Annotated in this window: 19 protein-coding genes and 1 pseudogene; 8 read left to right on the top strand and 12 right to left on the bottom strand. The window is 68.6% G+C overall.

Translation table 11 applies throughout. The features are described from left to right. Nucleotides 1-7: 7 nt before the first annotated feature. A complete protein-coding gene (locus AW271_RS43195) occupies nucleotides 8-169 on the bottom strand; it encodes a hypothetical protein (RefSeq protein ID WP_369408465.1) in 162 nt (53 codons plus the stop codon). Between AW271_RS43195 and AW271_RS22085 the strand changes: the two genes are divergently transcribed. Continuing rightward, nucleotides 96-1,232, top strand: a complete 1,137-nt coding sequence (locus AW271_RS22085; protein ID WP_369408464.1) for a LysR family transcriptional regulator — start codon at nucleotides 96-98, stop codon at nucleotides 1,230-1,232. The two genes, AW271_RS43195 and AW271_RS22085, sit on opposite strands and share 74 nt — an antisense overlap. Before the next feature lie 4 nt (nucleotides 1,233-1,236). Here AW271_RS22085 and AW271_RS22080 read toward each other — a convergent pair whose 3' ends face one another. The 7 genes from AW271_RS22080 to AW271_RS22050 form a co-directional block, all read right to left on the bottom strand. Further along, a complete protein-coding gene (locus tag AW271_RS22080) occupies nucleotides 1,237-2,034 on the bottom strand; it encodes an ABC transporter permease (RefSeq protein WP_083977026.1) in 798 nt (265 codons plus the stop codon). Next, nucleotides 2,031-2,807: an ABC transporter ATP-binding protein gene (locus AW271_RS22075; RefSeq protein ID WP_062339296.1), complete on the bottom strand. Its 777-nt coding sequence runs from the start codon at nucleotides 2,805-2,807 to the stop codon at nucleotides 2,031-2,033. Before AW271_RS22075 ends, AW271_RS22080 begins: the two co-directional genes overlap by 4 nt. Nucleotides 2,808-2,817: 10 nt before the next feature. After that, the gene (locus AW271_RS22070) at nucleotides 2,818-3,822 is read right to left on the bottom strand and encodes an ABC transporter substrate-binding protein (protein WP_218008124.1); all 1,005 of its coding nucleotides are present in this window, start codon (nucleotides 3,820-3,822) and stop codon (nucleotides 2,818-2,820) included. Continuing rightward, nucleotides 3,819-4,181, bottom strand: coding sequence for a cupin domain-containing protein (locus AW271_RS22065; RefSeq protein WP_051760537.1), 363 nt, complete (start codon nucleotides 4,179-4,181; stop codon nucleotides 3,819-3,821). Before AW271_RS22065 ends, AW271_RS22070 begins: the two co-directional genes overlap by 4 nt. Then, nucleotides 4,178-5,830: an FAD-dependent monooxygenase gene (locus tag AW271_RS22060; protein WP_062339295.1), complete on the bottom strand. Its 1,653-nt coding sequence runs from the start codon at nucleotides 5,828-5,830 to the stop codon at nucleotides 4,178-4,180. The genes AW271_RS22065 and AW271_RS22060 overlap by 4 nt, the downstream gene beginning before the upstream one ends. 105 nt (nucleotides 5,831-5,935) lie before the next feature. Next, on the bottom strand, nucleotides 5,936-6,691 hold the full coding sequence (locus AW271_RS22055) for an SDR family NAD(P)-dependent oxidoreductase (protein ID WP_062339294.1): 756 nt from the start codon (nucleotides 6,689-6,691) through the stop codon (nucleotides 5,936-5,938). Between the two features lie 203 nt (nucleotides 6,692-6,894). Then, nucleotides 6,895-8,136, bottom strand: coding sequence for a cytochrome P450 (locus AW271_RS22050; protein WP_062339293.1), 1,242 nt, complete (start codon nucleotides 8,134-8,136; stop codon nucleotides 6,895-6,897). A gap of 237 nt (nucleotides 8,137-8,373) precedes the next feature. Here AW271_RS22050 and AW271_RS41550 point away from each other — a divergent pair. Both AW271_RS41550 and AW271_RS38690 read left to right on the top strand, forming a co-directional pair. Further along, nucleotides 8,374-8,619: pseudogene (locus AW271_RS41550) on the top strand (BTAD domain-containing putative transcriptional regulator); the annotation flags it as partial. A 623-nt stretch (nucleotides 8,620-9,242) separates the two neighbouring features. Beyond that, complete coding sequence (locus AW271_RS38690; RefSeq protein ID WP_083977022.1) at nucleotides 9,243-9,935, top strand: Rid family hydrolase; 693 nt, start codon at nucleotides 9,243-9,245, stop codon at nucleotides 9,933-9,935. Between the two features lie 442 nt (nucleotides 9,936-10,377). On the opposite strand, the gene AW271_RS22035 is transcribed toward AW271_RS38690, so the two are convergent. Then, nucleotides 10,378-10,656 (bottom strand): FAD-dependent oxidoreductase, encoded by a 279-nt coding sequence (locus tag AW271_RS22035; RefSeq protein ID WP_062339291.1) that lies wholly within the window; start codon nucleotides 10,654-10,656, stop codon nucleotides 10,378-10,380. A 572-nt stretch (nucleotides 10,657-11,228) separates the two neighbouring features. Between AW271_RS22035 and AW271_RS22030 the strand changes: the two genes are divergently transcribed. Continuing rightward, nucleotides 11,229-12,578 (top strand): ricin-type beta-trefoil lectin domain protein, encoded by a 1,350-nt coding sequence (locus tag AW271_RS22030; protein WP_174553111.1) that lies wholly within the window; start codon nucleotides 11,229-11,231, stop codon nucleotides 12,576-12,578. Nucleotides 12,579-12,636: 58 nt separating this feature from the next. On the opposite strand, the gene AW271_RS43180 is transcribed toward AW271_RS22030, so the two are convergent. Together AW271_RS43180 and AW271_RS43175 are read right to left on the bottom strand one after the other, a co-directional pair. Next, entirely contained in the window at nucleotides 12,637-13,524 is an 888-nt protein-coding gene (locus tag AW271_RS43180) for a catalase-related domain-containing protein (protein ID WP_369408463.1), read from the bottom strand. 6 nt (nucleotides 13,525-13,530) lie between these two features. Beyond that, the gene (locus tag AW271_RS43175; RefSeq protein ID WP_369408462.1) at nucleotides 13,531-14,886 is read right to left on the bottom strand and encodes a catalase; all 1,356 of its coding nucleotides are present in this window, start codon (nucleotides 14,884-14,886) and stop codon (nucleotides 13,531-13,533) included. A gap of 183 nt (nucleotides 14,887-15,069) precedes the next feature. Between AW271_RS43175 and AW271_RS22020 the strand changes: the two genes are divergently transcribed. After that, a complete protein-coding gene (locus tag AW271_RS22020) occupies nucleotides 15,070-15,912 on the top strand; it encodes an alpha/beta fold hydrolase (RefSeq protein WP_062339290.1) in 843 nt (280 codons plus the stop codon). Between the two features lie 54 nt (nucleotides 15,913-15,966). Next, nucleotides 15,967-16,326 (top strand): hypothetical protein, encoded by a 360-nt coding sequence (locus AW271_RS22015; protein ID WP_157554479.1) that lies wholly within the window; start codon nucleotides 15,967-15,969, stop codon nucleotides 16,324-16,326. Between the two features lie 53 nt (nucleotides 16,327-16,379). Here AW271_RS22015 and AW271_RS22010 read toward each other — a convergent pair whose 3' ends face one another. Next, the gene (locus AW271_RS22010; protein ID WP_218008123.1) at nucleotides 16,380-18,629 is read right to left on the bottom strand and encodes a glycoside hydrolase family 9 protein; all 2,250 of its coding nucleotides are present in this window, start codon (nucleotides 18,627-18,629) and stop codon (nucleotides 16,380-16,382) included. A 164-nt stretch (nucleotides 18,630-18,793) separates the two neighbouring features. On the opposite strand from AW271_RS22010, the gene AW271_RS22005 reads away from it, so the two are divergent. Beyond that, nucleotides 18,794-19,852, top strand: a complete 1,059-nt coding sequence (locus AW271_RS22005) for a LacI family DNA-binding transcriptional regulator (protein WP_062339287.1) — start codon at nucleotides 18,794-18,796, stop codon at nucleotides 19,850-19,852. 96 nt (nucleotides 19,853-19,948) lie between these two features. Then, nucleotides 19,949-21,781, top strand: coding sequence for a pectate lyase-like domain-containing protein (locus tag AW271_RS22000; RefSeq protein WP_062339286.1), 1,833 nt, complete (start codon nucleotides 19,949-19,951; stop codon nucleotides 21,779-21,781). Nucleotides 21,782-21,875: the final 94 nt, after the last annotated feature.

Below are 21,875 nucleotides of genomic sequence, written 5' to 3'. Positions count from 1 at the left end.
CCGAAGTTCAGCGGCCGGCGATGAGGCCGCCGTCGACGTGCAGGAACTCGCCAGTGACCAGCGGCGACTCCTCCAGGTAGATGACGCCCCTGGCGATGTCGTCGACGGTGCCGGTGCGCTTGTTGGGGTGGAGCTGCGAAAGCTGCTCCGGGGTGGCGCCGCCCTGGATGGGGGTGTCGATGAAGCCCGGGGAGACGGCGTTGACGCGGGCCGCCGCGCCGGCAGGCGGCTGGGAGGCGGCCCACGACGTGCAGCGCGCCGCGCTTTATGGAGTGGTAGCGTCGTGGAGAGTTGTCGATCTTTCTCATAAGCGGCCGGAGCCCTTCATGAGCCTGGCAAGTGTCGACCTCAACCTGCTCGTCGCGCTGGACGCGCTGTTGACCGAGCGCAACGTCACGCGGGCGGCCAAGCGGACGTCGGTCGGGCAGCCTGCGATGAGCGCCTCGCTGGCGAGACTGCGCAAACATTTCGGTGATCCGCTGCTGGTGCGGGAAGGGCGGAGCCTGCAGCGGACGCCGCTCGCCGATACGCTGGTCGGGCCGGTACGGGAGGCGCTGAGCGCCGCCGAGGCGGTTTTACTTCGCTCGCCCGGCTTCGACCCGGCGAAGGACAAGGCCGCGTTCACGATCATGGCGGCGGATTACGTCACGATAGTGCTCCTGGGCCCGCTGCTGGAATCGATCGCCGGTACGGCGCCGCACATTCGGATCTGCATGCGTCCGGTCGACGCCGACTTCGCCGACCAGCTCCGCTCCGGAGCGGTCGACATGGTCATCATCCCGACCAAGCTCGCCGACCGGAAGCTTCCCTTCCCCCACGAGCCGCTGTTCACCGATCGCTACGTGCTGGTGGTCGATCGGAACCACCCTGACGTGCGCGATTCGGTGACACCCGAACAGGCCACCGCACTCCGGTACGTCGCCTTCAGCGGGGGAACCGTCTCACCGATCACCAACGTGGATCTGGAGGCGCTGAATGTGCACATTCCGGTGGAGCTGACGACGGAGAGCTTCGCGGTGCCGCTGCTCCTGCTCACCGGAACCCGGCTGGCCACCATCGCGCCGGAACGTCTGGCTCTCAAACTGGTCAGCGTGGCACAACTGCGGATCGTGGAATATCCGTTGTCGCTGAGCGCCATCCAGGAAGCCATGTACTGGAACCCTCGCGACAACGACGACCTCGCGCACCAGTGGCTCCGCCGCCGGCTCATCGACACGGCTCGCAGCATCTAATTTCTCAACGATTCTCCTCCGCCCACGGGAGAATCACCTTCTCAAGCGCGTTCAGACCGTAGAAGAGAACGATGCTGATGACGCCGAGCAGGGCCATGGCGGCGAAGGCCAGCGGGGTGTCCGCGCTCGCGCCCGACTGCACGATGACGAAGCCGAGTCCGGCGTCGGCACCGACGAATTCCGCGATGACCGCGCCGATGACCGCCAATGAGATCGCCGTCTTGAGACCCACCATCACCTGCGGCAACGCGTACGGAAAACGGACTTTGACAAACACCTGCAGGCGGCTGGCGTCGTAGGAGCGGACCAGCTCGGTCAGCTCGGCGGGAGTGGATTTCAGGCCGGTGGCCGTTGAGATCACGATCGGGAAGAAACAGAGCAGGAACACCATGACGATCTTCGGAAACGGCCCGAAGCCCAGCCAGACCACAAGGATCGGCGCGATCGCAATCTTCGGTACGGCATTCACCGCGAGCAGCAGCGGATAAATCATCTTCTCAAGTAACCGCGAACCGGCGATCGACATCGCCGTGGAGATTCCGACGACGACCGCGACCGCAAACCCCTGCACCGTCTCCAGCAGGGTCACCCAGGTCTGCTCCAAGAGGAAGCCGGACTGGCCGATGAAGGCCTCGATCACGTCGTCCGGCGCGGGCACCAGGAACTGCTCGATCGAGAAGACGATCGTGGCCAGCCACCACAGGGCGACCAGGACGACCAGGGCGATGACGGGGAGGCCCCAGTCCACCAGACGCCGCGTCGCCCTGGAGCCGATCCGCCGCGTCCGCGGCACGGCGGTCATCCGGCGCCCTCCGGCGCCATCGGCGCCGGCATCAACAGCTCGTGCAGTTCGGCGCTGACCTCGGCGACTCGGTCCGCGTACGCGTTGCGCCCGAGTGTGCGCGGGCGTGGGATGTCCACGTCGATGATCTTGCGGAGCCGGCCGGGCCGGGGGCTGAGCACCGCCACCCGGTCGGCGAGCAGCACCGCCTCCTCGATGGAGTGGGTGACGAAGACGATGGTCATCTCCCGCTCCATCCGGATGCGTTGCAGCTCTATCGACAACTCCTCCCGGGTCAGCGCGTCGAGCGCGGAGAAGGGCTCGTCCATGAGCAGGACGAGGGGATCCTGGATCAGCGAACGGCACAGGGACGCGCGCTGCTGCATGCCGCCCGACAACTCGTGCGGCAGCCGCTTCTCGAAACCGGCGAGACCGACGAGTTCCAGCAGCTCATGTGCCCGCCGGCGCTTGGCCGCCCGGTCCAGGCGGAGAATCTCCACCGGGAGCAGGACGTTGTCCAGCACCGTACGCCACGGCAGCAGGGCCGCACGCTGGAACATGAAGCTGACATCCTGCCGGGGTTTGCCCACCGGCTCACCGGCGACCGTGACCGTTCCCGACGAGGGCCGCAGCAGCCCGGCGACCATCCGCAACATGGTCGACTTGCCGCAGCCCGAGCGGCCCACGAGCGTCACCAGCTCGTTGCGGCGCACCTCAAGGGTGATGTCGTCCAGCGCGTGGACCTCACCCTGACGTCCGGCGAAGACGTGCGAGACGTGCGTGAGCTTGATCATGCCGCCTCGCCTAGCCCTGCGGCGTCAGGGACAGGTCGATGACCTGCTCGGGAGTCATTCCGGCCGGGATCGCACCCGAATCGGTGAGAAGCTTGATGTTCGCCTCGACCTTGGCCCTGCTGACCGCGCCGATCGTCTGGCCCTGCGCGGTGACGTAGGGAGCCATCGCCCGTACCTCCGCGGCCGCGACCTCCGCGTTCTGGGTGGGCTGGTACTTCTTGAGGATCTCGCCGGATTCCTCGGGGTTGGCGATGGAGTACTCCAGGCCCTTGAACAGGGCGGCGGCGAACCTCTTGACCACCTCGGGCTTCTCACTGGCCATGGTGTTCGAGGTCAGCAACGCGTTGCCGTACAGGTCGGGCAGGACCTCGCCGTACGGGAGGACGACGGCTTTCTTCCCCTGTGCGGCCTTTTCGATGAGCCCTCGGCCGACGACGAACTGGCCGATCGCGTCCACCGAGCCGCTCGCCAGCAGCTGTGGCAACGCGGGCGGGGCGCCCGGGACGAACGTGATCTTCGACGCGTCGACGCCGGCGGCCTTGGCGTAAACCGGGAAGGTCACCTGGACGGTGGAACCCGGCTGGTCGCCGATGGTCCTTCCCTCCAGGTCCTTCGGCGTTCTGATCCCGCCCTCCTCCAGCGCGATGATCGCGGCCAACGAGTTCTGGTGCACCATGCCGACGGCGACGACGGGCAGCTTCTCCTTGGCCATCGTGATCAGCGTGCCGGTGAAGTCGCCGATGCCGAAGTCGGCCCGGCCACCGGCCAGCAGCTTCATCGCGTCGACGGTGCCGGTGCCCGGCTTGATGTCGACGTTGAGCCCCGCGTCCTTGAAGTAGCCCTTCTCCAGCGCCACATAGGCGTACGCGTCGCGACCAAAAGTGTTGAACGAGGTCAGATAGCGGACGGTGTCGGCGGCTTGACCTTCGTCGTCTCCTCCGCCGCCGCCGCACGCGGCGACCATGAGCACGACGCCGGCGGCCCCGGCGAAGCGGGTGAACCAGGTGGCCTTCATTGTTCCTCCTTGTCGTTCTCTCCCAGGCACTTGAGTTCGACCAGACGGCAGCGGTAGCGGCCCTCGCCACGGTTGGTGAGCATGTGGATCTCGCCGGGATCGCGGTAGACAACTCCCCCGACGGGCTCGTGCACCAGACGCGGGTCACCCCCGTGGATCGAGTCGATGCGGTTGTCCGCCGCCTCCAGGGCGATCACCAGGTACGGGTTGAGGTGGTGGTGCCACGGCTGCGATCGGCCGGGCTCCAGCTCGATCTCCCAGACCCGCACCTGCTCGTTCTCGAAAACGATCTCCTGGCCGACGGGGCCCAGTTCGACGGGCTGCCCGTCGGGGCCGGGCACGGTCTTGGCGCTGGTCATGCCTTCTCCCCGAACTTCTCGAACTTCTCGAAACGGATCGGAGCGCATCCGGTGATGCGCTGATAAACGGCCGCGGCGACGTCCTCATCCGACGTGGGAGTGAAGGGCAGGATCGCGGCCACGTGCGCGTCGGGCCTGAGCAGGACAACGGTGTCGGTGCCCACGCCGAACCGGCGGCGCACCCGGTCGGCGGGGTCGAACAGGGCTCGCCCACGCAGCCCTGAGTCGTGCGGCGCGTCCCAGCGGGAGACCGCGAAACGCCGCAGTGCGGGACTGTCCTGAGCGGGCACCTGCGGGCGTCGCCGGGTGTCGGTGAAGTAGAGCGCGACGAAGGACTCGGCGGTGAGATCGTGCAGGTGAACCGGCCCTTCGAGGCCGAAGAGCGGCAGGTCGGGAGCGCGGTCGCCGGTGCGTACCGGCAGCGGGGCCGAACCGGTCCTGACCATCGACCAGTCGCCGGTGCCATCGACGTCGAGGCGGACCCCGAGCAGACCGCGCGTGAACGCGTTGCCCCAGTTGCCGTCGGTCATCGCCGTGACGGCCCCGCCCACGGCATCGCCCTGCCGGCTCATGGCGGCGCGGGCCGCTTCGGCCATCTGGCCTGAACCCTTGATCGCGACTGGGGCCTGCTCCACCTCGTAGCCGGCCAGCAGCGACTCCTCCGCCCAGCCGCGCAGCACCCAGGCGAGCCGCCACGGCAGGTTGCACGCGTCGAGCACGCCGGTGTTGAGGCCGAGCGCCCACATCGGAGTGATCAGGTGCGCGGCGTCGCCCATGAGGAACACCCGGCCCGTACGCCACCGCCCGGCCACGCGGTGGTGGACGGAGTAGAGGTTGGTACCGAGCACCTCGATGCCCTCGACCTCACCGATGAACCGGATGGCCTTGTCCCGCAACTCCTCGTACGTCGGCTCGGCGGCCTCCTTGGGCAGGGGGTGGAGGAAGCGCCAGCAGTGCGGCTGCCGGACCAGGACCACCCACTCGGAAGGGTCGGAGAAGTAGGCCAGGTAGGGGTAGTCGCGCGGGTTGGCGATATCCAGATCCACCTTGAGGTCGACCAGCACGTAACGCTCGTCGAGCGTGTGCCCCTCCACCGTGATACCGAGCCGCTCACGCACCCGCGAGCGGCCGCCGTCGCAGGCCAGGAGATAGCGGGCCTTGACGTGCCGCTCGCCGTCCGGGGTGTCGAACGTCAACTCGACGTGGTCGGCGTGTTGTTCGAAGGTGGTCAGCCGGTGCGCCATGTGCAGGGTCGCCAGTTCACGCGCCACGAGGCGGTCACGCAGGACCGGTTCGAGTTGGTGCTGGGGGATGTTGACGACGAAGGGGAAGCGGGTGTCCTCGGTGAGGTCTCCCGTACGCACGCTCAGCGTGGGTTCGTTGGTGGCCCGGTCGATCTCACCGATCTCGTCGATACGCAGTGAGGCGCGCAGCACGTCGGGCAGCACCCCGTACCGGTGCAGCACCTCCAGGGTGCGGGTGAGCACGGTGCCGGCCTTGGTGTCCAGCGAGAGCCGGTCGTCTTCCTCGAAGACGGCCACCGGCACGTCGTACCGGGTCAGTCCGAGGGCGGTGATCAGGCCGACCGGGCCCGCGCCCACCACCGCGACGGGAAGGGTCTCCCCGGTGGCGTCGAACCCGGCTCTCATGCTGCGACGCCTCTTCCGAATGCCCGGCAGTCGCATAACCAGTCGTGCCGCCGCGTCAGACCAATCACCGATTCCCCCAAACTGCTGCAGCGGACGACGCCTCTCTCAGGTGAAGGCGCGTCCGCCGTTGACGAAGAGGTTCTGGCCGGTCACGAAGTCCGAGCCGTGCCCGATCAGGTAGAGCATCGTGCCCACCAGGTCGTGCTGGTTCATCTCGCGTTTGAAGGCCCGCTGGTTGATGATCGCGGTGCCCATGGCGTGGTCCTGCCTGGCGACGTACGAGGCGTCGTGGGGCACGTAGCACGGTGAGATGGTGTTGACCGCGATGCCGTACCGCGCCACCTCGTGGGCGAGGGAGCGGGTGAGACCGACGATCGCCGACTTCGACGCGACGTAGTGCAGGAACATCGGCATCGCGGTCGCCACCACCATCGAGGACGTGTTAATGATCTTCCCGTAGTCCTGTTCGCGCATGACGGGAAAGACGGCCTTGCAGCACAGCCAGGTGCCGAGAACGTTCACGCGGAACGCTTTCTCCCACTCCTCGGCCGTGAGTTCGTGGAACGGCGCTTTCCGTACTGCGGTGAAGTAGGCGGCGTTGTTGATGAGGCCGTCGATGCGGCCCCACCTCTCGGCCACCTGCCCGGCCATCGCCTCGGCCGACTCCGGCGAGGCGACATCGACGTCGACCGCGAGGGCCTCGCGACCGCTGTCCAAGATCTCGGTGACGGTGTCGGAGGGGTCGGCGATGTCGGCGACGGCCACCCGGTAACCGGCGGCGGCGAGAGCGTGGCAGTAGGTGCGGCCGATGCCCTTGGCACCACCGGTGACGATGACGACTTCATCATTCGGCTTGTTCAATGCGTTCTCCAAGAACCTGCCAGAGCGCATGCGTGTGACGCTCTGTGCGTACAGCGAAGTGCGTGCAGCGGTCGCTCAACCGATGATCCGGAAGCGTTTACCTGGCGAACTGAGAAATGTGCCCCTGCGGTGAACCTATGCGACGACGGGGAAGCACCGGAAACGGTTGTCATCGATGGATGTCATCGCTGTGATCGATAGGCTCAGCTGTCTTTCACGTCCCATTCGATTTCGAGCCTCTTGAAGCCGCGCGCGAAGAAGATGGTGTCGCGCACGGCGGTGTCCTCGCCCGCGGCCATGCGGAGATTCGGCAACCGCTCGAACAGCCGGGGTAACGCGATCTTCAACTGCAGGCGGGCGAGCGGGGCGCCCAGGCAGGCATGGACTCCCTTTCCGAAGGCGACGTGGGTGGCCATGGAGTCGCGGGTGACATCGAAGACGTCGGACCCGCCGAAAACCCGCTCGTCACGGTTGGCCGACGCCCAGTGGACCATCAGGTGAGCGCCGGCCGGGATCGCCACGTCATTGAGCACGGTGTCCTTGCGGACGGTACGGAAAAGTCCCTGCGCGGGTGACTCGAAGCGCAGGATCTCCTCCACCATGGCCGGCACCAGGTCCGGGTCGTTCAGCACGGCCTGAAGCTGGTCCGAGTGCGCCAGCAATGTGGTGAGACCATTGCCGATGCTGCGGGTGACGGTCACATGTCCGGCGATGAGGAGGTTGATCGTCACGCGCATGGCTTCCTCATGCCCGATGGGCTCGCCATCGGCCACGCGGGCGTCCAGCAGGCTCGACATGAGGTCCTCTCCCGCCTTGCCCACCCGCGATTGAAGCGCGTCCATGAAATACCGCTGCATCGCCACGACGTCGTGCGCGCGGGTGACGAGTTCCTCGACGCCGTCGGTCGCCTGCAGGATGCGCAACCAGCTGACGCTCCACCGATGCAGGGTGGGGATGTCGTCGCGGGGGATACCGAGCATGTCGGTGAGGGTGAACATCGGAAGATTCCACGCGAACCTCTCGATGATGTCCGCGCGGCCGTCGCCGGCGAACTCGTCGATGAGAGCGTCGACGTTCTCCCTGATACGGCCTTCCAGCTCGGCGACGCGCTTGGGGGTGAACGCCTTGCTGACCAGCAGGCGGAGCCTGCGGTGAACCTGCCCGTCGCTGTCGGTGAGCGTCGGCGCCATGGGCCGGCCCGTGGCGAGGACGTCCAGCACCGGCTGCGGAAGCGGACGTACGGAGGCACGGACCGCGTTCTGGGAGGAGAAGGTCTCCGTGTCGCGTACGACCGCGAGCACGTCCTCGTACCGGCTGACGACCCACAGCCCGTGCGCCTCGGAGTAGAAGACCGGGGCCTCACGTCGCAGCCGAGCGTAAAGCGGATACGGATCCGCCAGCTGCTCCGGCGAGAGCGGGTCAAAGCGGATTGGGCAACTGGTCATGACGGACGCCACCTCCGATGTGACGGCATTCCTGGCAGCGCGCTGTTGAACCAGCCTATGTACGCGGGATCGATCTCCAGAAACGACTGTTGTCAATGGGGTTCATCGATGGCTTCGATCCATCGAGCCGGTGGCGGCTTTCGTGCGGTTCCAGATCCTGGGTGACACGCGGGCGTGGCGTGACAACGGGAGCGAGGTGGCGCTCGGCGGTCCGGCCCGACGGGGACTGCTCTCGCTGCCGGCGCGCTGGAGGACCGGATCGAGGCGGAGCTCCGGCAGGGCGGGCATCGGGCGGCCGTACCGGAGCTGCGGGAGTTGACCGCGTCGCATCCGCTGCGGGAACGGCTGGACAACTGCGAGCATCTGGTCGACGGGGTGGCGGCGCTGGCCGAACGGCTGCTGAGACGCTGCCCCCTGCTGCGGGTGCTGGCGACCAGCCGGGAGCCGCTCGGCATCACCGGTGAGAGCCTGTGGCCGGTCCGCCGCTCGCGCCGATGCGCGGCACCGGACGCTGCGCGCGGTCGTGGCTGGTGAAGAGCAGTGCGCCCATGGCGGAGCGAAGGGCGGCATGCAAGGCGTGCCGGGAGTAGACGGCAGCGGCGAAGCTCCGCTTCGGGGTACCTTCGGCCGGCTAGCCTGACGGCGAGCCCGAGGATGAATCCGCCCACGAACCCGACCGAGAGCCTGAACGCGAACCTGAGTCCGGGCCCGATCGTGAGTCCGAGCCCGCCTGTAAAACCCGCGTGTGAGCCCGGGTGGCCGGCGTGCGTGGGTGTTCGGCGCCTTGGACGCCATCCAGGTCCACCGGGTCACGAGCGCCTGGTGCGTCGGCGATCTCCACTGGCACAACCGCCCCTCCTCGACGCAGAGGGACACGGCCCACATCCCAGGCCCCGACGCTGCCGGTCAGGACCTGGGAGACCCGGTTTCGCCGAGCAGCGTGATCGCCCAGATGACGGGAGGGCAGGCCTCAAGTCGGGACAGGCTCATCGACGTCGAGACCATGGACACGCTGAAGGATCCAGCGATCATCTCCGCGCTCACCGCGGTACGCGGCGTCGGGTTGTGGTCGGCGCAGGCCACGATGCGGCGGCGACAGGAAAGCCATGCCCGAACTGCAAGTCATCGCCCGCCTGTCGATCGCAAACGGCAATCAGAACAAGGCGCTCGCTCTCCTTCAGGAGATCACCCGGGCCGCGCGAACAGAACCCGGCAACATCTCCTTCATCCCCCACCGGCAACTCGACGACGACCACGAGATCGTGATCCTGGAACGCCACGCCTCACGTGAGGCGTTCGCCGTCCACCAGGCGACACCGCATTTCACCGATCTCGTCATCGGCCGGCTCATCCCGCTTCTCGACCGGCGCGTCCTGGAGACCTACGACGTCCCAGAACCGGCGACCAGCAGGGAAATCATTCGCGTCGAGCCGCTGTCGACCTACCTCGAACGGTGGAAGGCACCGACCTCGGCCGTGACCAGGCACGGCGACACGATCTACGTTTCCAGGTTCCCACCTTTCGACCCGGGCAGCGGACAGGTCGCTGCTGGGGCATCGATCGAGCGGCAGACCGAACTCGTCCTCAACCAGATGGAACTCTGCCTCCAGGCGGCGGGCTCGTCGCTGGACAAGATTCTCAAGTGCACCGTGTACTGCACATCGGTCGAGAAGTTCGCGGCGGTCAACACCATTTACACGCGCTACTTCCCCGTCGACCCGCCGTCCCGCGTCTTCGTCTGCGTTCCCGCCTGGCCAGGGAATTTCGACATCGAAGTCGACTGCGTTGCCATGGCGTGACACCCACATGCGCACGATGGGACCGTCCAGTCCTTCCTGGCAACCCGCACCACGGCATCGGCGGCCGAGCACGTACGGAATCCGAGGTGGGCGCGGATCTGGCTGCGGTGGTATTCGATCGTCGATCCGGACCACTCATAGGAGGAAAGGTCCGCGGCGGCCACGTTGATCTGCTTGGCCACGTGCTCGACCTCCTCCTTCCTCTCAATTCCCCGCGCCCGCGCGGAAACCGGCCCTGCCGGGTGTAGAACTTGAGCAAGATCACGAAGCCGAGGCGGGTGGCACCGCGCTTCCCTGCGATCAGATCACGTTCCTCGTCCAGGATCGTCCAGTGCTCGACCAGTTCATCGATGTCCATCGGGGCACGCGCCATGACGGCTCAGCATCAACAAGCCAGGTCACAAAACAAGATCATCCCGGTTTGGGGCGTGTGACAACGTTCTTACCGGCACCCCAACAGCAGGCGCATCCGGTGGTCGGCCATGGCGAACCGCGTGAACGCCTGCCGCCCGGCCGAGCTGGCGAGCAGCGCCTGATAGTGACTCGGCGCGAGATGGCGGCGCAACACGGCGCAGGCCCGGTGGTCGAGGTGGAGCCGGTATCCCCCGGTGGCCTCCACGGCCCGATCACGTTCGTGGACGACCACCTCGATCCCGCCACGGGACAACGCCTGAGCCAGCGCCAGGCCGCCCATCCCCGCCCCGATCACCACGACCTTCATGATCCACCTCGAGTCGCCCGTCTCTGGACGTTACCTGAGCGCCGTACCCGCCATGAGGCACGAACGTGTATTGCGTTCCGATCGCTCCCCCGGCGGCGATGCGCCCATCTCGCGGCCCCTGAACTTCCGGCAGGTCCTCGAACGCCTCCGGGCGGCGCCCCGCAAGGGAGCCGGAATCATCCAGGTCGACCCGGGAGTCTCGACCCCGACCAGGTCGAGAACAGCGTGCCGATCCCCGACCGCGCGTCGATCTCATTCGGATGAAATTATCGGCGTTATTCCGAAACTTATGGACGCGAAGAGTCCCATATGGCGATGGCTCATAGGTCGACGCGGACACCCGCCACCGGCCTACGATCGGGCTGTTACCCACGAAAGTTTCACGCGATCGGCCCGAACCTTCCCTGGCCAGCGGGTCCCGCGTATCAAGCTGCTTGACATTCATGACCAGGTCGTATGTGCTCCGCTGCAACCTCAGCGCTCCCACCTCGTTTCCGGTGCACCTGATGGAGAGGAACGCAGAACGATGTCTTTATCGCCGGCCCGGCCCCCACAGCCGGAGGGAATCGCGAATGTCGAAGCCTAGGTTCATTCGCGGGGCGATGGCGCTGGTCGCGTCGCTCGTCCTGCTCGCGGCGCACCTGGCGATGAACAGCGGCAGCGCCGCCGCGGCCGGTACCTCCGGATGCGGGAAGACCCCGACGCTGACCAGCGGAACGCACACCATCCAGTCGAGCGGGAAGAACCGCCAGTTCATTCTGCGGATCCCGGCGAACTACAACAACACCACGCCCTACCGGCTGATGTTCGGCATCCACTGGCTGAACGGCACCATGAACGACGTCGACTCCGGCGGCGGCAGCGGGTCGTCGTGGTCCTACTACGGGCAGCGGCAGCTCGCCAACAACACCGCGATCTTCATCTCGCCGCAGGGCCTCAACAACGGGTGGGCCAACTCCAACGGCGAGGACGTCACCCTCTTCGACGACATCATGCAGCGTGTCGAGGCCGACCTCTGCGTCGACCCGTCGTTGCGGTTCGCCATGGGCTTCAGCTACGGCGGCGGCATGAGCTACTCCCTGGCGTGCAGCCGGGCGAACGTCTTCCGCGCGGTCGCGGTGTTCGCCGGCGCGCAGCTCAGCGGGTGCAACGGCGGCAGCCAGCCCATCGCGTACATGGGGCTGCACGGCATCACCGACAACGTGCTGAACATCTCGCAGGGACGGTCGCTGCGCGACAGGTTCGTCCGCAACAACGGGTGCACCGCGCAGAACCCGCCCGAGCCGGGTTCCGGCAGCCGGAGCCACGTCGTCACCGCCTACTCGGGCTGCCGGGCCGGGTATCCGGTGGTCTGGGCCGCGTACGACAACGGTCACACGCCCGCGCCGGTGGACGGGACGTACACCGAGAACGGCGCGCAGACCTGGACCAAGAACGAGGTCTGGAAGTTCTTCTCCCAGTTCCAGAGCACCTCCGGCCCCAACCCGTCGCCCAGTCCGTCGCCGTCGCCGAGCGCCACCCCGTCGCCCACGCCGTCGCCGAGCCCCTCGACCAGTTTCCGCCTGCGCAACGAGGCGGCCGGGCGCTGCGTCGACTCGCCGAACAGCGCCAGCGCCAACGGCACCCTGCTGCAGATCTACGACTGCCACACCAACCCGAACCAGGTCTTCAGCTACGGCTCGGGCCGGCTCCAGACGCTCGGCAAGTGCCTCGACTCCCCCACGAACGCCGGGTCGGGCACCCGCGTGCAGTTGTGGGACTGCCACACCAACAACAACCAGCAGTGGACGTTCAACTCCAACGGCACCGTGACCAGCGGCGCCAACAACCTGTGCCTCAACGTCACCGGCACCGGCAACTCCGCCACCGTGACCGTGGCCTCGTGCAACGGCCAGGCCACCCAGCGGTGGACCAGGGCCTGATCTCCTAGTCGATCGACGCCGGGTCCGGGCGGAACGTCGCCCGGACCCGGCGTGCTCGTCAGGCGAGCGTGGCGGGGAACCGGTCCCAGACCCGATGGCGGGCCAGCAGCGCGGTCACCTCGCCGAGCACCGCGACGGGTTCCACGCCCACCACCACGCCCGGGCTCCCGGGCGGGATCGAGGCGGCGGCGAAGGCGTCGCCGGCCCGGCCCCAGCCGCCGATCGGCTTGCCGTGCCGGTACGCCTCGTTGAGCAGCAGGACGACACGCGGGTCGACCGGGCCGCTCATCCCGGCCTTGGCGTCGCGGGCCCCGTGGGCGTCGGCTCCCGGCGCCGGGGCTCCGGCGACCAGAACGGCGTCGAACTCGACCGACCGGGCGGCGGCGAACGTGCGCTGCACGGTCACCGGCTCCCCTTCGCCCGCCAGCACGCCGCCCGTGGGCGCGATCACCAGCGGCACCATGCCGTCGTCCAGGATCGTGCGCCGGACCGCGCGCAGCGCGTCGAGGTCCGAACCCGCCACGATGCCGATGATCCGCCCGGTGGTCGGCCAGACCTCCCCCACCTGGGACAACGCCGGGCTGGCCGGGCGTCCTTCGATCAGCGACGCGGCCGGGGCCGGCAGGCCGAGCCCGGCGGCGACCTCCTCGCAGAGCACGGGGTCGATCTGGGCCAGCACGCGCCGCTGCCGCTCCTTGATCGCCTGTTCGTACACCCTGCTCAGCTCGAAGGTGTACGCGGCGACGATGTGCTCCTTCTCGACCGGCGACATGCTCCGCCAGAACATCCGGGGCTGGCTGAAGTGGTCGTCGTAGGAGGCGGGCGCGAGCCGCCCCCGCGGGCCCGCCTCCACCGGGAAGGGCACCTCGACGTAGCCGTCGGCCGCGTGGAACGGGCAACCGCCGTCGAGGGAGTTGGGCCGGTAGGGGGCGACCCCCGTGTGCACGGCGGTCTAGTGCATGCCGTCGCGCAGCATGTCGTTGACCGGGGCGTGCGGCCGGTTGATCGGCAGCTGGTCGAAGTTCGGCCCGCCGAGCCGGGTGATCTGGGTGTCGAGGTAGGAGAACAACCGCGCGGCGAGCAGCGGGTCGTAGGTCACGTCGATGCCGGGCACGAGGTGCCCGGCGTGGAAGGCGACCTGTTCGGTCTCGGCGAAGAAGTCGACCGGGTTGGCGTTCAGGGTCAGCAGGCCGATCGGCTGCACCGGCGCGAGTTCCTCGGGCACGATCTTGGTCGGGTCGAGCAGGTCGATGCCCTCGAACGTCTGGTCGCCGGTGTCGGGGAACGTCTGGACGCCCAGCTCCCACTCGGGATGGGCGCCCGCCTCGATGGCGTCGGCGAGATCGCGGCGGTGGAAGTCGGGGTCGACGCCGTTGACGATCTGGGCCTCCTCCCACACCAGGGAGTGCACGCCCGCCTTCGGCTTCCAGTGGAACTTCACCAGCGTGGTCTGACCGTCGTCCGCCACCAGCCGGAACGTGTGGACCCCGAAGCCCTCCATCATCCGGTACGACCTCGGAATGCCCCGATCGGACATGTTCCACATCGTGTGGTGGGTCGCCTCGGTGTGCAGCGAGACGAAGTCCCAGAAGGTGTCGTGGGCGCTCTGCGCCTGCGGGATCTCCCGGTCGGGGTGCGGCTTGCCGGCGTGGATGACGTCGGGGAACTTGATCGCGTCCTGGATGAAGAAGACCGGGATGTTGTTGCCGACCAGGTCGAAGACGCCCTCGGAGGTGTAGAACTTGGTCGCGAAGCCCCGGGTGTCGCGCACCGTGTCCGCCGACCCCCGCGAGCCCAGCACGGTCGAGAACCGCACGAACACCGGCGTCTCGACACCCTTGGCCAGGAACGCCGCTTTGGTGATCTTCGAGGCCGTGCCGTAGCCGCGGAAGACGCCGTGCGCCGCCGCGCCCCGGGCGTGCACGACGCGTTCGGGGATGCGCTCGTGGTCGAAGTGGGTGATCTTCTCACGCAGGTGGTGGTCGCGCAGCAGCACCGGCCCGCGCGGCCCCGCCTTCAGCGAGTGGTCGGTGTCCGGCACCCGGGTGCCGGTGGCGGTGGTCAGGAACGACCCGCCCTGCGCCCGCGTCCCGGTCGTCTCACCCGAGGGTTGCCCGGTCGGCGTGAACGGCTCGGGGCCGTGCTGGTCGGGCTTGGGCGGCAGCGGGCCACGGGGCTCAGTGGGCTCTTCGACCGTGGGCGGCTCGACGCCGGGCCGGCCGGGGATCTCGCCCTTCTCCGAGTGGTCGGTGACCGCCTCGATCACCTTGTCGACGGCCCTGGTCACGGGATTGTTCTCATCGGGCATGCCAAAGTCCCCTGTTCCGACGCTTGTGGACTACGGCCTGTGCCGGCTGTTTGACCAGCCGTAACGTGATCACCGCTCGTGCTACCCACCGAAGCGGCGCACAAGCACGGTCGGGCCCGCCCTACCGCCGACACGCCTGTATGCCGCATTCCGCGATCGACATGGCCGCCGAAGGATGGGCGCATGTCTCCCCGCCGCTTCGTGAACGGGGCCCTGCCGGCCCTCGTCCTGCTCGCCGTCACCGTCGCCGCCTGCGGCGAGACCGGGCCCGAGCTCCATCTGATCGACAACGACGGTCACCGGCTGGCCTTCTACGTCACCCCGGGCAGCGACGCCACGATCGTGCTCGATTCGGGCGGCGGCGAGTCGGCCGCGCAGTGGACGGACCTCGTCCCGAAGCTGCACGCCGCCACCGGCGCGACCGTCATCGCCTACGACCGGGCCGGTCTCGGCAAGAGCGACGTCGTGCCCGGCCCGTGGCGGGTCGAGAGCGCCGTCGGCGACCTCAAGACGGGCCTCGAACAACTGGGCGTCACCGACGACGTGACCCTCGTCGCCCACTCCCAGGGCGGCGAGGTCGCCCACCACCTCGCCCAGGACGACCCGGAGTTGCTCTCCGGCGCGGTCCTCGTGGACGCCAACCTGCCGCAGTTCTTCACCGACGAGGAGATCCCCCGCCTCGTGGCCGCCGCCCGGCCCCACGTCGAGGAGGCGAAGAAGGACCCGGAGAAACCGGAGAACCGCCAGCTGCTCGCCACCGCCGACGGCTTCGCCGCCGCGCACGCCGCGTTCCACCAGGTCATCTGGCCCGACTCGGTGCCGGCGACGGTCATCGTGTCGGCGAAGACCCCGTTCGACGGCTCTCCTGTGGACGCCCAGCGCTGGCGCGACGCCGCCGCCGCGTTCGTGCAGGCCGGGCCCGGCCGCCGGCTCGTCACCGCCGAGGGGGCCTCCCACGACGTGCCGGCGGAACGTCCCGAGCTCGTGCTCGCGGAGATCGAGGCCGTGTTCGCGGCGCGGCACTGACCCGAGCCCACGCCGTGAGGGCGTGAACCGCGGCGAGTGGGGCATCCGGCCCTGATGAGCGGCTGGACGGGTTTCACCCCTGAGGAAGGACGGCGATTCGATGGCCTGGTGGCCGAAAAGGTGCCTGCCGTATTGAGCGTGATCAGTCTGGAGATGCAGATCAAGACGCCCGAGGATCTGCGCCGGCTGTCCGGCGACCTCGACCTCGTCACGCGGGACATCGCCGGGCCGACCCTGGGCATGGGCCCGCCCGCCCTGTTCACCGCCTCGACGCTGGTCATCCGGCACCTGGTGGAAACCCTGGCGGCCGCCTGCGGCGAAGACCTCGAAACGACGTGGGGCAGAGAGGCCGCCGCGATCATGCACCACCTCGCGCGGCTGCGCGAGGAAGACGAGGCGCACGGCATCGACTGACCGGGAGCGCCGGTGCGGCGGAACTCACTCCGCCGCACCGGCGCCGTTTTGGCCTATCGAGCGGTGCAGGTCACCGCGGTGGGGCTCGTGTTGGCGCCGCTCCAGGCGCCGTTGAACCCGAACGAGGCGGCGCCGTTGGGGGTGAGCGCCCCGTTCCAGGACAGGTTCGTCACGGTGACGGCCGAGCCGCTGACGGTGTGCGCGCCGTTCCACAACTGCGTGATGGTCTGGCCGTTGGGGAAGGTCCAGGCGACGGTCCAGCCGGTCAGCGCGACGGTGCCGGTGTTCTTCACCTCGACGGAGGCCCCGAATCCGGTCGGCCACTGGTTGACGACGCTGTAGGTCGCGGCGCAGGCCCTACCGGAGCTGGGCGACGGGCTGGGCGACGGTGACGGACTCGGGCTCGGAGACGGGCTGGGCGACGGAGATGGGCTGGGCGAAGGACTCGGCGAAGGCGACGGGGACGGGGTGTTGGGGCCGGACTTCTCGGCCGTCCAGGCTCCCACCCAGGCCAGGACGGCGTTCCAGTTGATGGCGACCTCGTTCACCGACCAGGCGTCGATGTCGTCCAGGTAGCACTTCTGCGGCCGGCAGCCGCTGAGGCGCTGCTGGGCGACGGGGTCCTGCAGGCCGCTGTTGGGGCCGCCCGCCAGCGAACCGGGAGGCGCGATCGGCAACGAGGAGTCGAGCTGGTTGGCCCAGAACCGGTGGTGGACGTTGCGGGAGGGCCGGTCGCCGTAGCCGGTGACGTAGGAGTAGCCCAGCGGGTTGCGGCCGAACTCGTAGGCCATCGTCTCGAACACCCCGGAGCGGAAGCGCTCGGCGCCGGTGAAGTCGTGGGCCAGGGCCAGCAGCACCGCGTTGTTGAGGATCAGGTTGTTGGACCCCCAGATGTACCCGCCGCCGTTGGGCTGGAAGGGCACCGGGTAACCCTGGCCGCGCATCACGTTCAGCAGGCCGTCGGCCGCCGAGACGAAGGAGGCGCGCAACTGCGAGCCGATGGAGGAGCTCAGCCCGTTGGGCACCAGCGCCAGGGTGATGTCTCCCAGGCTGGCGACCTCCGACCACTGGGCGCCCTCGTTGGTGAAGCTGCGCCCGTAGTACAGGGAGGAGGCGGTCAGATCGTTGCGGTAGGTCTGCTTGCCGGTCGTGGTGTACAGCTCCGCGGCGGCCCAGTAGAACTCGTCGCTCACCTTGGTGTCCGCGTACGAGCCGCCGCCGACGTCGTCGGAGGTGGGGGCGAACCGCGACGGGTTGGCCTTGGCCGCCGCGTAGGCCTTCTCGGCGGCGGTCAGGCAGCGGGTGGAGAAGCCGGAGTCGATGGTGGCCCACACCCGGGCGCACTGGGCGGCGGCGGCCGCCAGGTTCAGGGTCGCGGCGGTGGACGGGGCCGACAACACGCGGGGCTGGGGGTCCTGGGCGGGCAGCAGGGGCAGGCCGGTCCAGTTCGTGTCGTGCATCTTGTGGTGGGCCATGCCGGCCAGCGACCGGCCGTCGGGGACCTGCATCTTCAGCAGGAAGTCGATCTCCCAGCGGGCCTCGTCGAGGATGTCGGGCACCCCGTTGCCGCGCTCGGGCAGCGACATGGTGCCGTCGCCGAAGGCGGTGGGGTCGGCGCCGGCGACGTTCCTGGCCCGTTCGTAGGCGTTGACCAGCTGCCAGGCCGACATGCCGCCGTTGACCACGTACTTGCCGTGGTCGCCGGCGTCGTACCAGCCGCCGCGCACGTCCAGCCGGTAGCCGCAGTCGGTGCGGCACGGCACGTTGGCGTCGCCCTGGTTGGGGGCGACGTTCAGGTGGCCGGCGGCGCGGGCGTACTGGTTGCCGCCGGCGTACTGGGAGGTGATCGCGATGCCGCTGCGCTGGTGGTAGAAGAACGCCAGCGCGTCGTAGGGCAGTTTCTTCCAGGCGGCCGTGCCGATGTCGAAGGGGTGGCTCGACTCGTTGTTCACGGTGAGCACGAAATTGTTCCCGGTCCCCGTGTACGAGGAGAAGTCGATTTTGTGGACGGAGTCTCCCGAAGGCGAGTCCGAACCGAAGACGGTGGTGGTGCCACTGGCCACCACCTGGTCGGAGCCGTTCAGCAGGCTCCAGGCCAGCGGCGAGCTCGAACTGCTGATCACGGTCGCCTGTTTGGCCGCGGTGGGCGCGTAGGCGACCTGGTTGACCTTGATGTTCTGGCCGAGCGCCGGGCGGGCCAGCGCGTTGGCGGTCTCGGTGGTGACGATCGCGGTGATCGATGCCGCGGCCAGGGCGACGGCCAGTGCCGCCGCCGATAGCCGCATCCGGCCTGAGGTGTTCACGTGGAGTCCTCTCAACCCATGGGCTTCGCATCTTGTGACCGCCGGGCCGCAAGAGGACAGCCGTCAGGATGAGAGAAAGCGTTTCGTGCAGCTCATGGCGATTTATCGGGCGAATGATTCTGTATATTTCACGACGCTTTCCGGGCACTTCGTAGAATCGCGGCGTGACCGCCATCCCCCGCGATCCGCATGCAGAGTCCCGTCCCCGGCAGGAGGTCACGCTCGCGCACATCGCCAAGCTGGCCGGCGTGTCGGCCCCGACCGTCTCCAAGGTGATCAACGGTCATCCCGGGGTGGCCAGCAGCACCCGCCGCCGGATCGAGGACCTGGTCAGGGAGCACGGCTGGCGTCGCCGGCCTGACGCCGCCGAGTCGAGCGCGGTCGTCGAGGTCGTCTTCGAGTCGCTCGACAGCCTGTGGGCGCTGGAACTGATCCAGGGCATGGACGAGGTCACCCAGTCGTACGGCATGGTCCTGGGCCTGACCGACATGCGCGGACGGCGCACCCCGCACGCGGGCTGGATCGACCAGGTGCTCGCCCGCCGCCCGCTGGGCGTCATCGCGGTCTCGGCCGACATACCCCAGCGGCAGCGCGACCGCCTGGCCAGCCGGTCGATCCCGCTGGTCGCCCTCGACCCGCGCGGCGAGCCCGAGCACGGCGTGCCCTCCGTGGGGGCGACGAACTGGAACGGCGGCCTGTCGGCCACCCGCCACCTGCTGGAGCTGGGCCACCGCCGCATCGCCATGGTCACCGGCCCCGGCACGCTGATGTGCTGCCGGGCCCGCCTCGACGGCTACCGCGCGGCGCTCGACGCGGCCGGCGTCCCCCAGGACCCCCGGCTGGTGCGCACCGCCCCGCTGTACGTGGAGGGCGGCCGGGCCGAGGGCGCGGCGCTGCTGGCAGGGCCCGATCGGCCGACCGCCGTCTTCGCCGCCAACGACCTGCAGGCGCTCGGCGTCTACCAGGCGGCGCACCGGGCGGGGCTGCGCGTCCCGGAGGACGTGAGCGTCGTCGGGTTCGACGACCTGCCGCTGGCGCAGTGGGCCGACCCGCCGATGACCACCGTGCGCCAGCCCCTGAAGAAGATGGGCGCCGCCGCCGCGCAGATGGTGCTGACCCTGGCCTCCGGCGCCGCGCCGGACGAGGACCGGGTCGAGCTGGCCACCCGGCTGGAGGTACGTTCCAGCACCGCTCCCCCGGCCCGCGGGCCCATTTTCCCATGAGATGAAAAAAGACGTGACATTAGTTGCCCGTAACCCCTTGACCTAGGAGAGAGCGCTCTCAAAGATCAGTGGTGCCCCCCAAGGAAGGAACGAACCATGACGACCACCCGCCGGCCGTACCTCGGCAGGTTGATCGCATTAGGGCTGTTACTGGCGGCCTCCGTCGTGACCACCGGCCCGGCAGCGACCGCGGCGGCGCCGGTGACCGACCTCGGCTCCAACGTCACCGTCTTCGACCCCGGCATGCCGCAGAGCACGATCCAGGCGACCCTGGACGCCGCCCACGCCGCCCAGGTCGACAACGAGATGGGCACCACCCGGCACGCCTACCTGTTCAAGCCGGGCACCTACGGGTCCGCGGAGCAGCCGCTGCACTTCAAGGTCGGCTACTACACCGAGATCGCCGGCCTCGGCGCCTCGCCCACCGACGTCGTCATCAACGGCAAGGTCGAGGTCTACAACCGCTGCCTGACGCCCACCAACTGCATCGCGCTGACCAACTTCTGGCGCACCATCTCCAACCTGTCGATCAACATCACCGGTAAGGGCTCGGAGGGCTGCCGTACCGGGACGAACTTCTGGGCCGTCTCCCAGGCGGTCTCCATGCGCCGGCTCAACGTCACCGGCGGCACCCTGTCGCTGATGGACTACTGCACCGCCGGTCCGCAGTACGCGAGCGGCGGCTTCATCGCCGACTCCAAGCTGCCGGCCGTCGTCAACGGATCGCAGCAGCAGTGGCTGACCCGCGACAGCGAGGTCGCCAGCTGGTCGAACGCCGTGTGGAACCAGGTGTTCGCGGGCACCGTCGGCGCCCCCGACGACGCCGCGTTCCCGAGCCCGCCCTACACCACGCTCGAGACCAACCCCGTCAGCCGGGAGAAGCCCTACCTGTTCGTGGACGCCCAGGGCGACTACCAGGTCCGGGTGCCCGCGGCGAAGAAGGACTCGCGCGGCATCACCTGGGCGAACGGGCTGACCCCCGGTCACACCCTGCCGCTCAGCGACTTCTTCGTCGCGAAGCCGTCCGACTCGGTGAAGGACATCAACAAGGCGCTCGCCGCCGGCAAGCACCTGCTGCTCACCCCCGGCGTGTACGACGTCGACCGCACCATCGACGTCAAGCGCGCCGGCACGGTCGTCCTCGGCATCGGCCACGCCACGCTCACCGCCGTCAACGCCGTGACCCCGGTCGAGATCGCCGACGTCCCGAGCGTGATCTTCGCCGGTGTGACCATCGACGCGGGCCTGAAGAAGTCGCAGGTCCTGCTGAAGGTCGGCAAGAAGGACAAGCGCAGCAACAACCCGGCCGACAACCCGACCACCCTGTCGGACGTGTACTTCCGCGTCGGCGGACCCCACATCGGCCGGACCAACACCGCGCTCGAGGTCAACACCGACAACGTGCTCATCGACCACACCTGGGTGTGGCGCGCCGACCACGGGGTCGAGGGCTTCACCGACACCGAGCGGTGGAACACCAACGACGGCCGCAACGGCGCCATCATCAACGGCGACAACGTGACCGCGACCGGCCTGTTCGTCGAGCACTTCCAGCGCTACAACACGATCTGGAACGGCGAGAACGGCACCACGATCCTCTACCAGAACGAGCTGCCCTACGACCCGCCGACGCAGGCCGACTGGATGAACGGCGACGTCGAGGGCTACGCCGGCTACAAGGTCGGCAACGGCGTCCAGAAGCACCGGCTCTACGGCGGCGGCGTCTACGTCTTCAACCAGAACAACCCGTCGATCCACACCGAGAACGGCTTCGAGGTCCCGGACCGCCCGGGCATCAAGCTGCACCACATCATGACCGTCAACCTCAGCGCGGGCATCATCGACCACGTCGTCAACGGCGTGGGCGGCCCGGCCGACCTGACCCGGGTCGGTTCGCCGGTGTACATCACCGACTACCCGGCCCCGTAAGTCCACTCCCTCGGGTGGGCCGTCCGGCCCGCCCGAGGCCCCGGGGAGCGCCCTCGCCGAAAACGGGGTTGCGGTCCTCCCCATCGGCCCAACG

It is taken from the genome of Herbidospora sakaeratensis, assembly GCF_001570525.1.
GTDB classification, from domain to species: Bacteria; Actinomycetota; Actinomycetes; order Streptosporangiales; family Streptosporangiaceae; genus Herbidospora; species Herbidospora sakaeratensis.
Note: the sequence above shows the minus strand (reverse complement) of the source record. Positions and strands in the feature narration are given on the sequence as shown.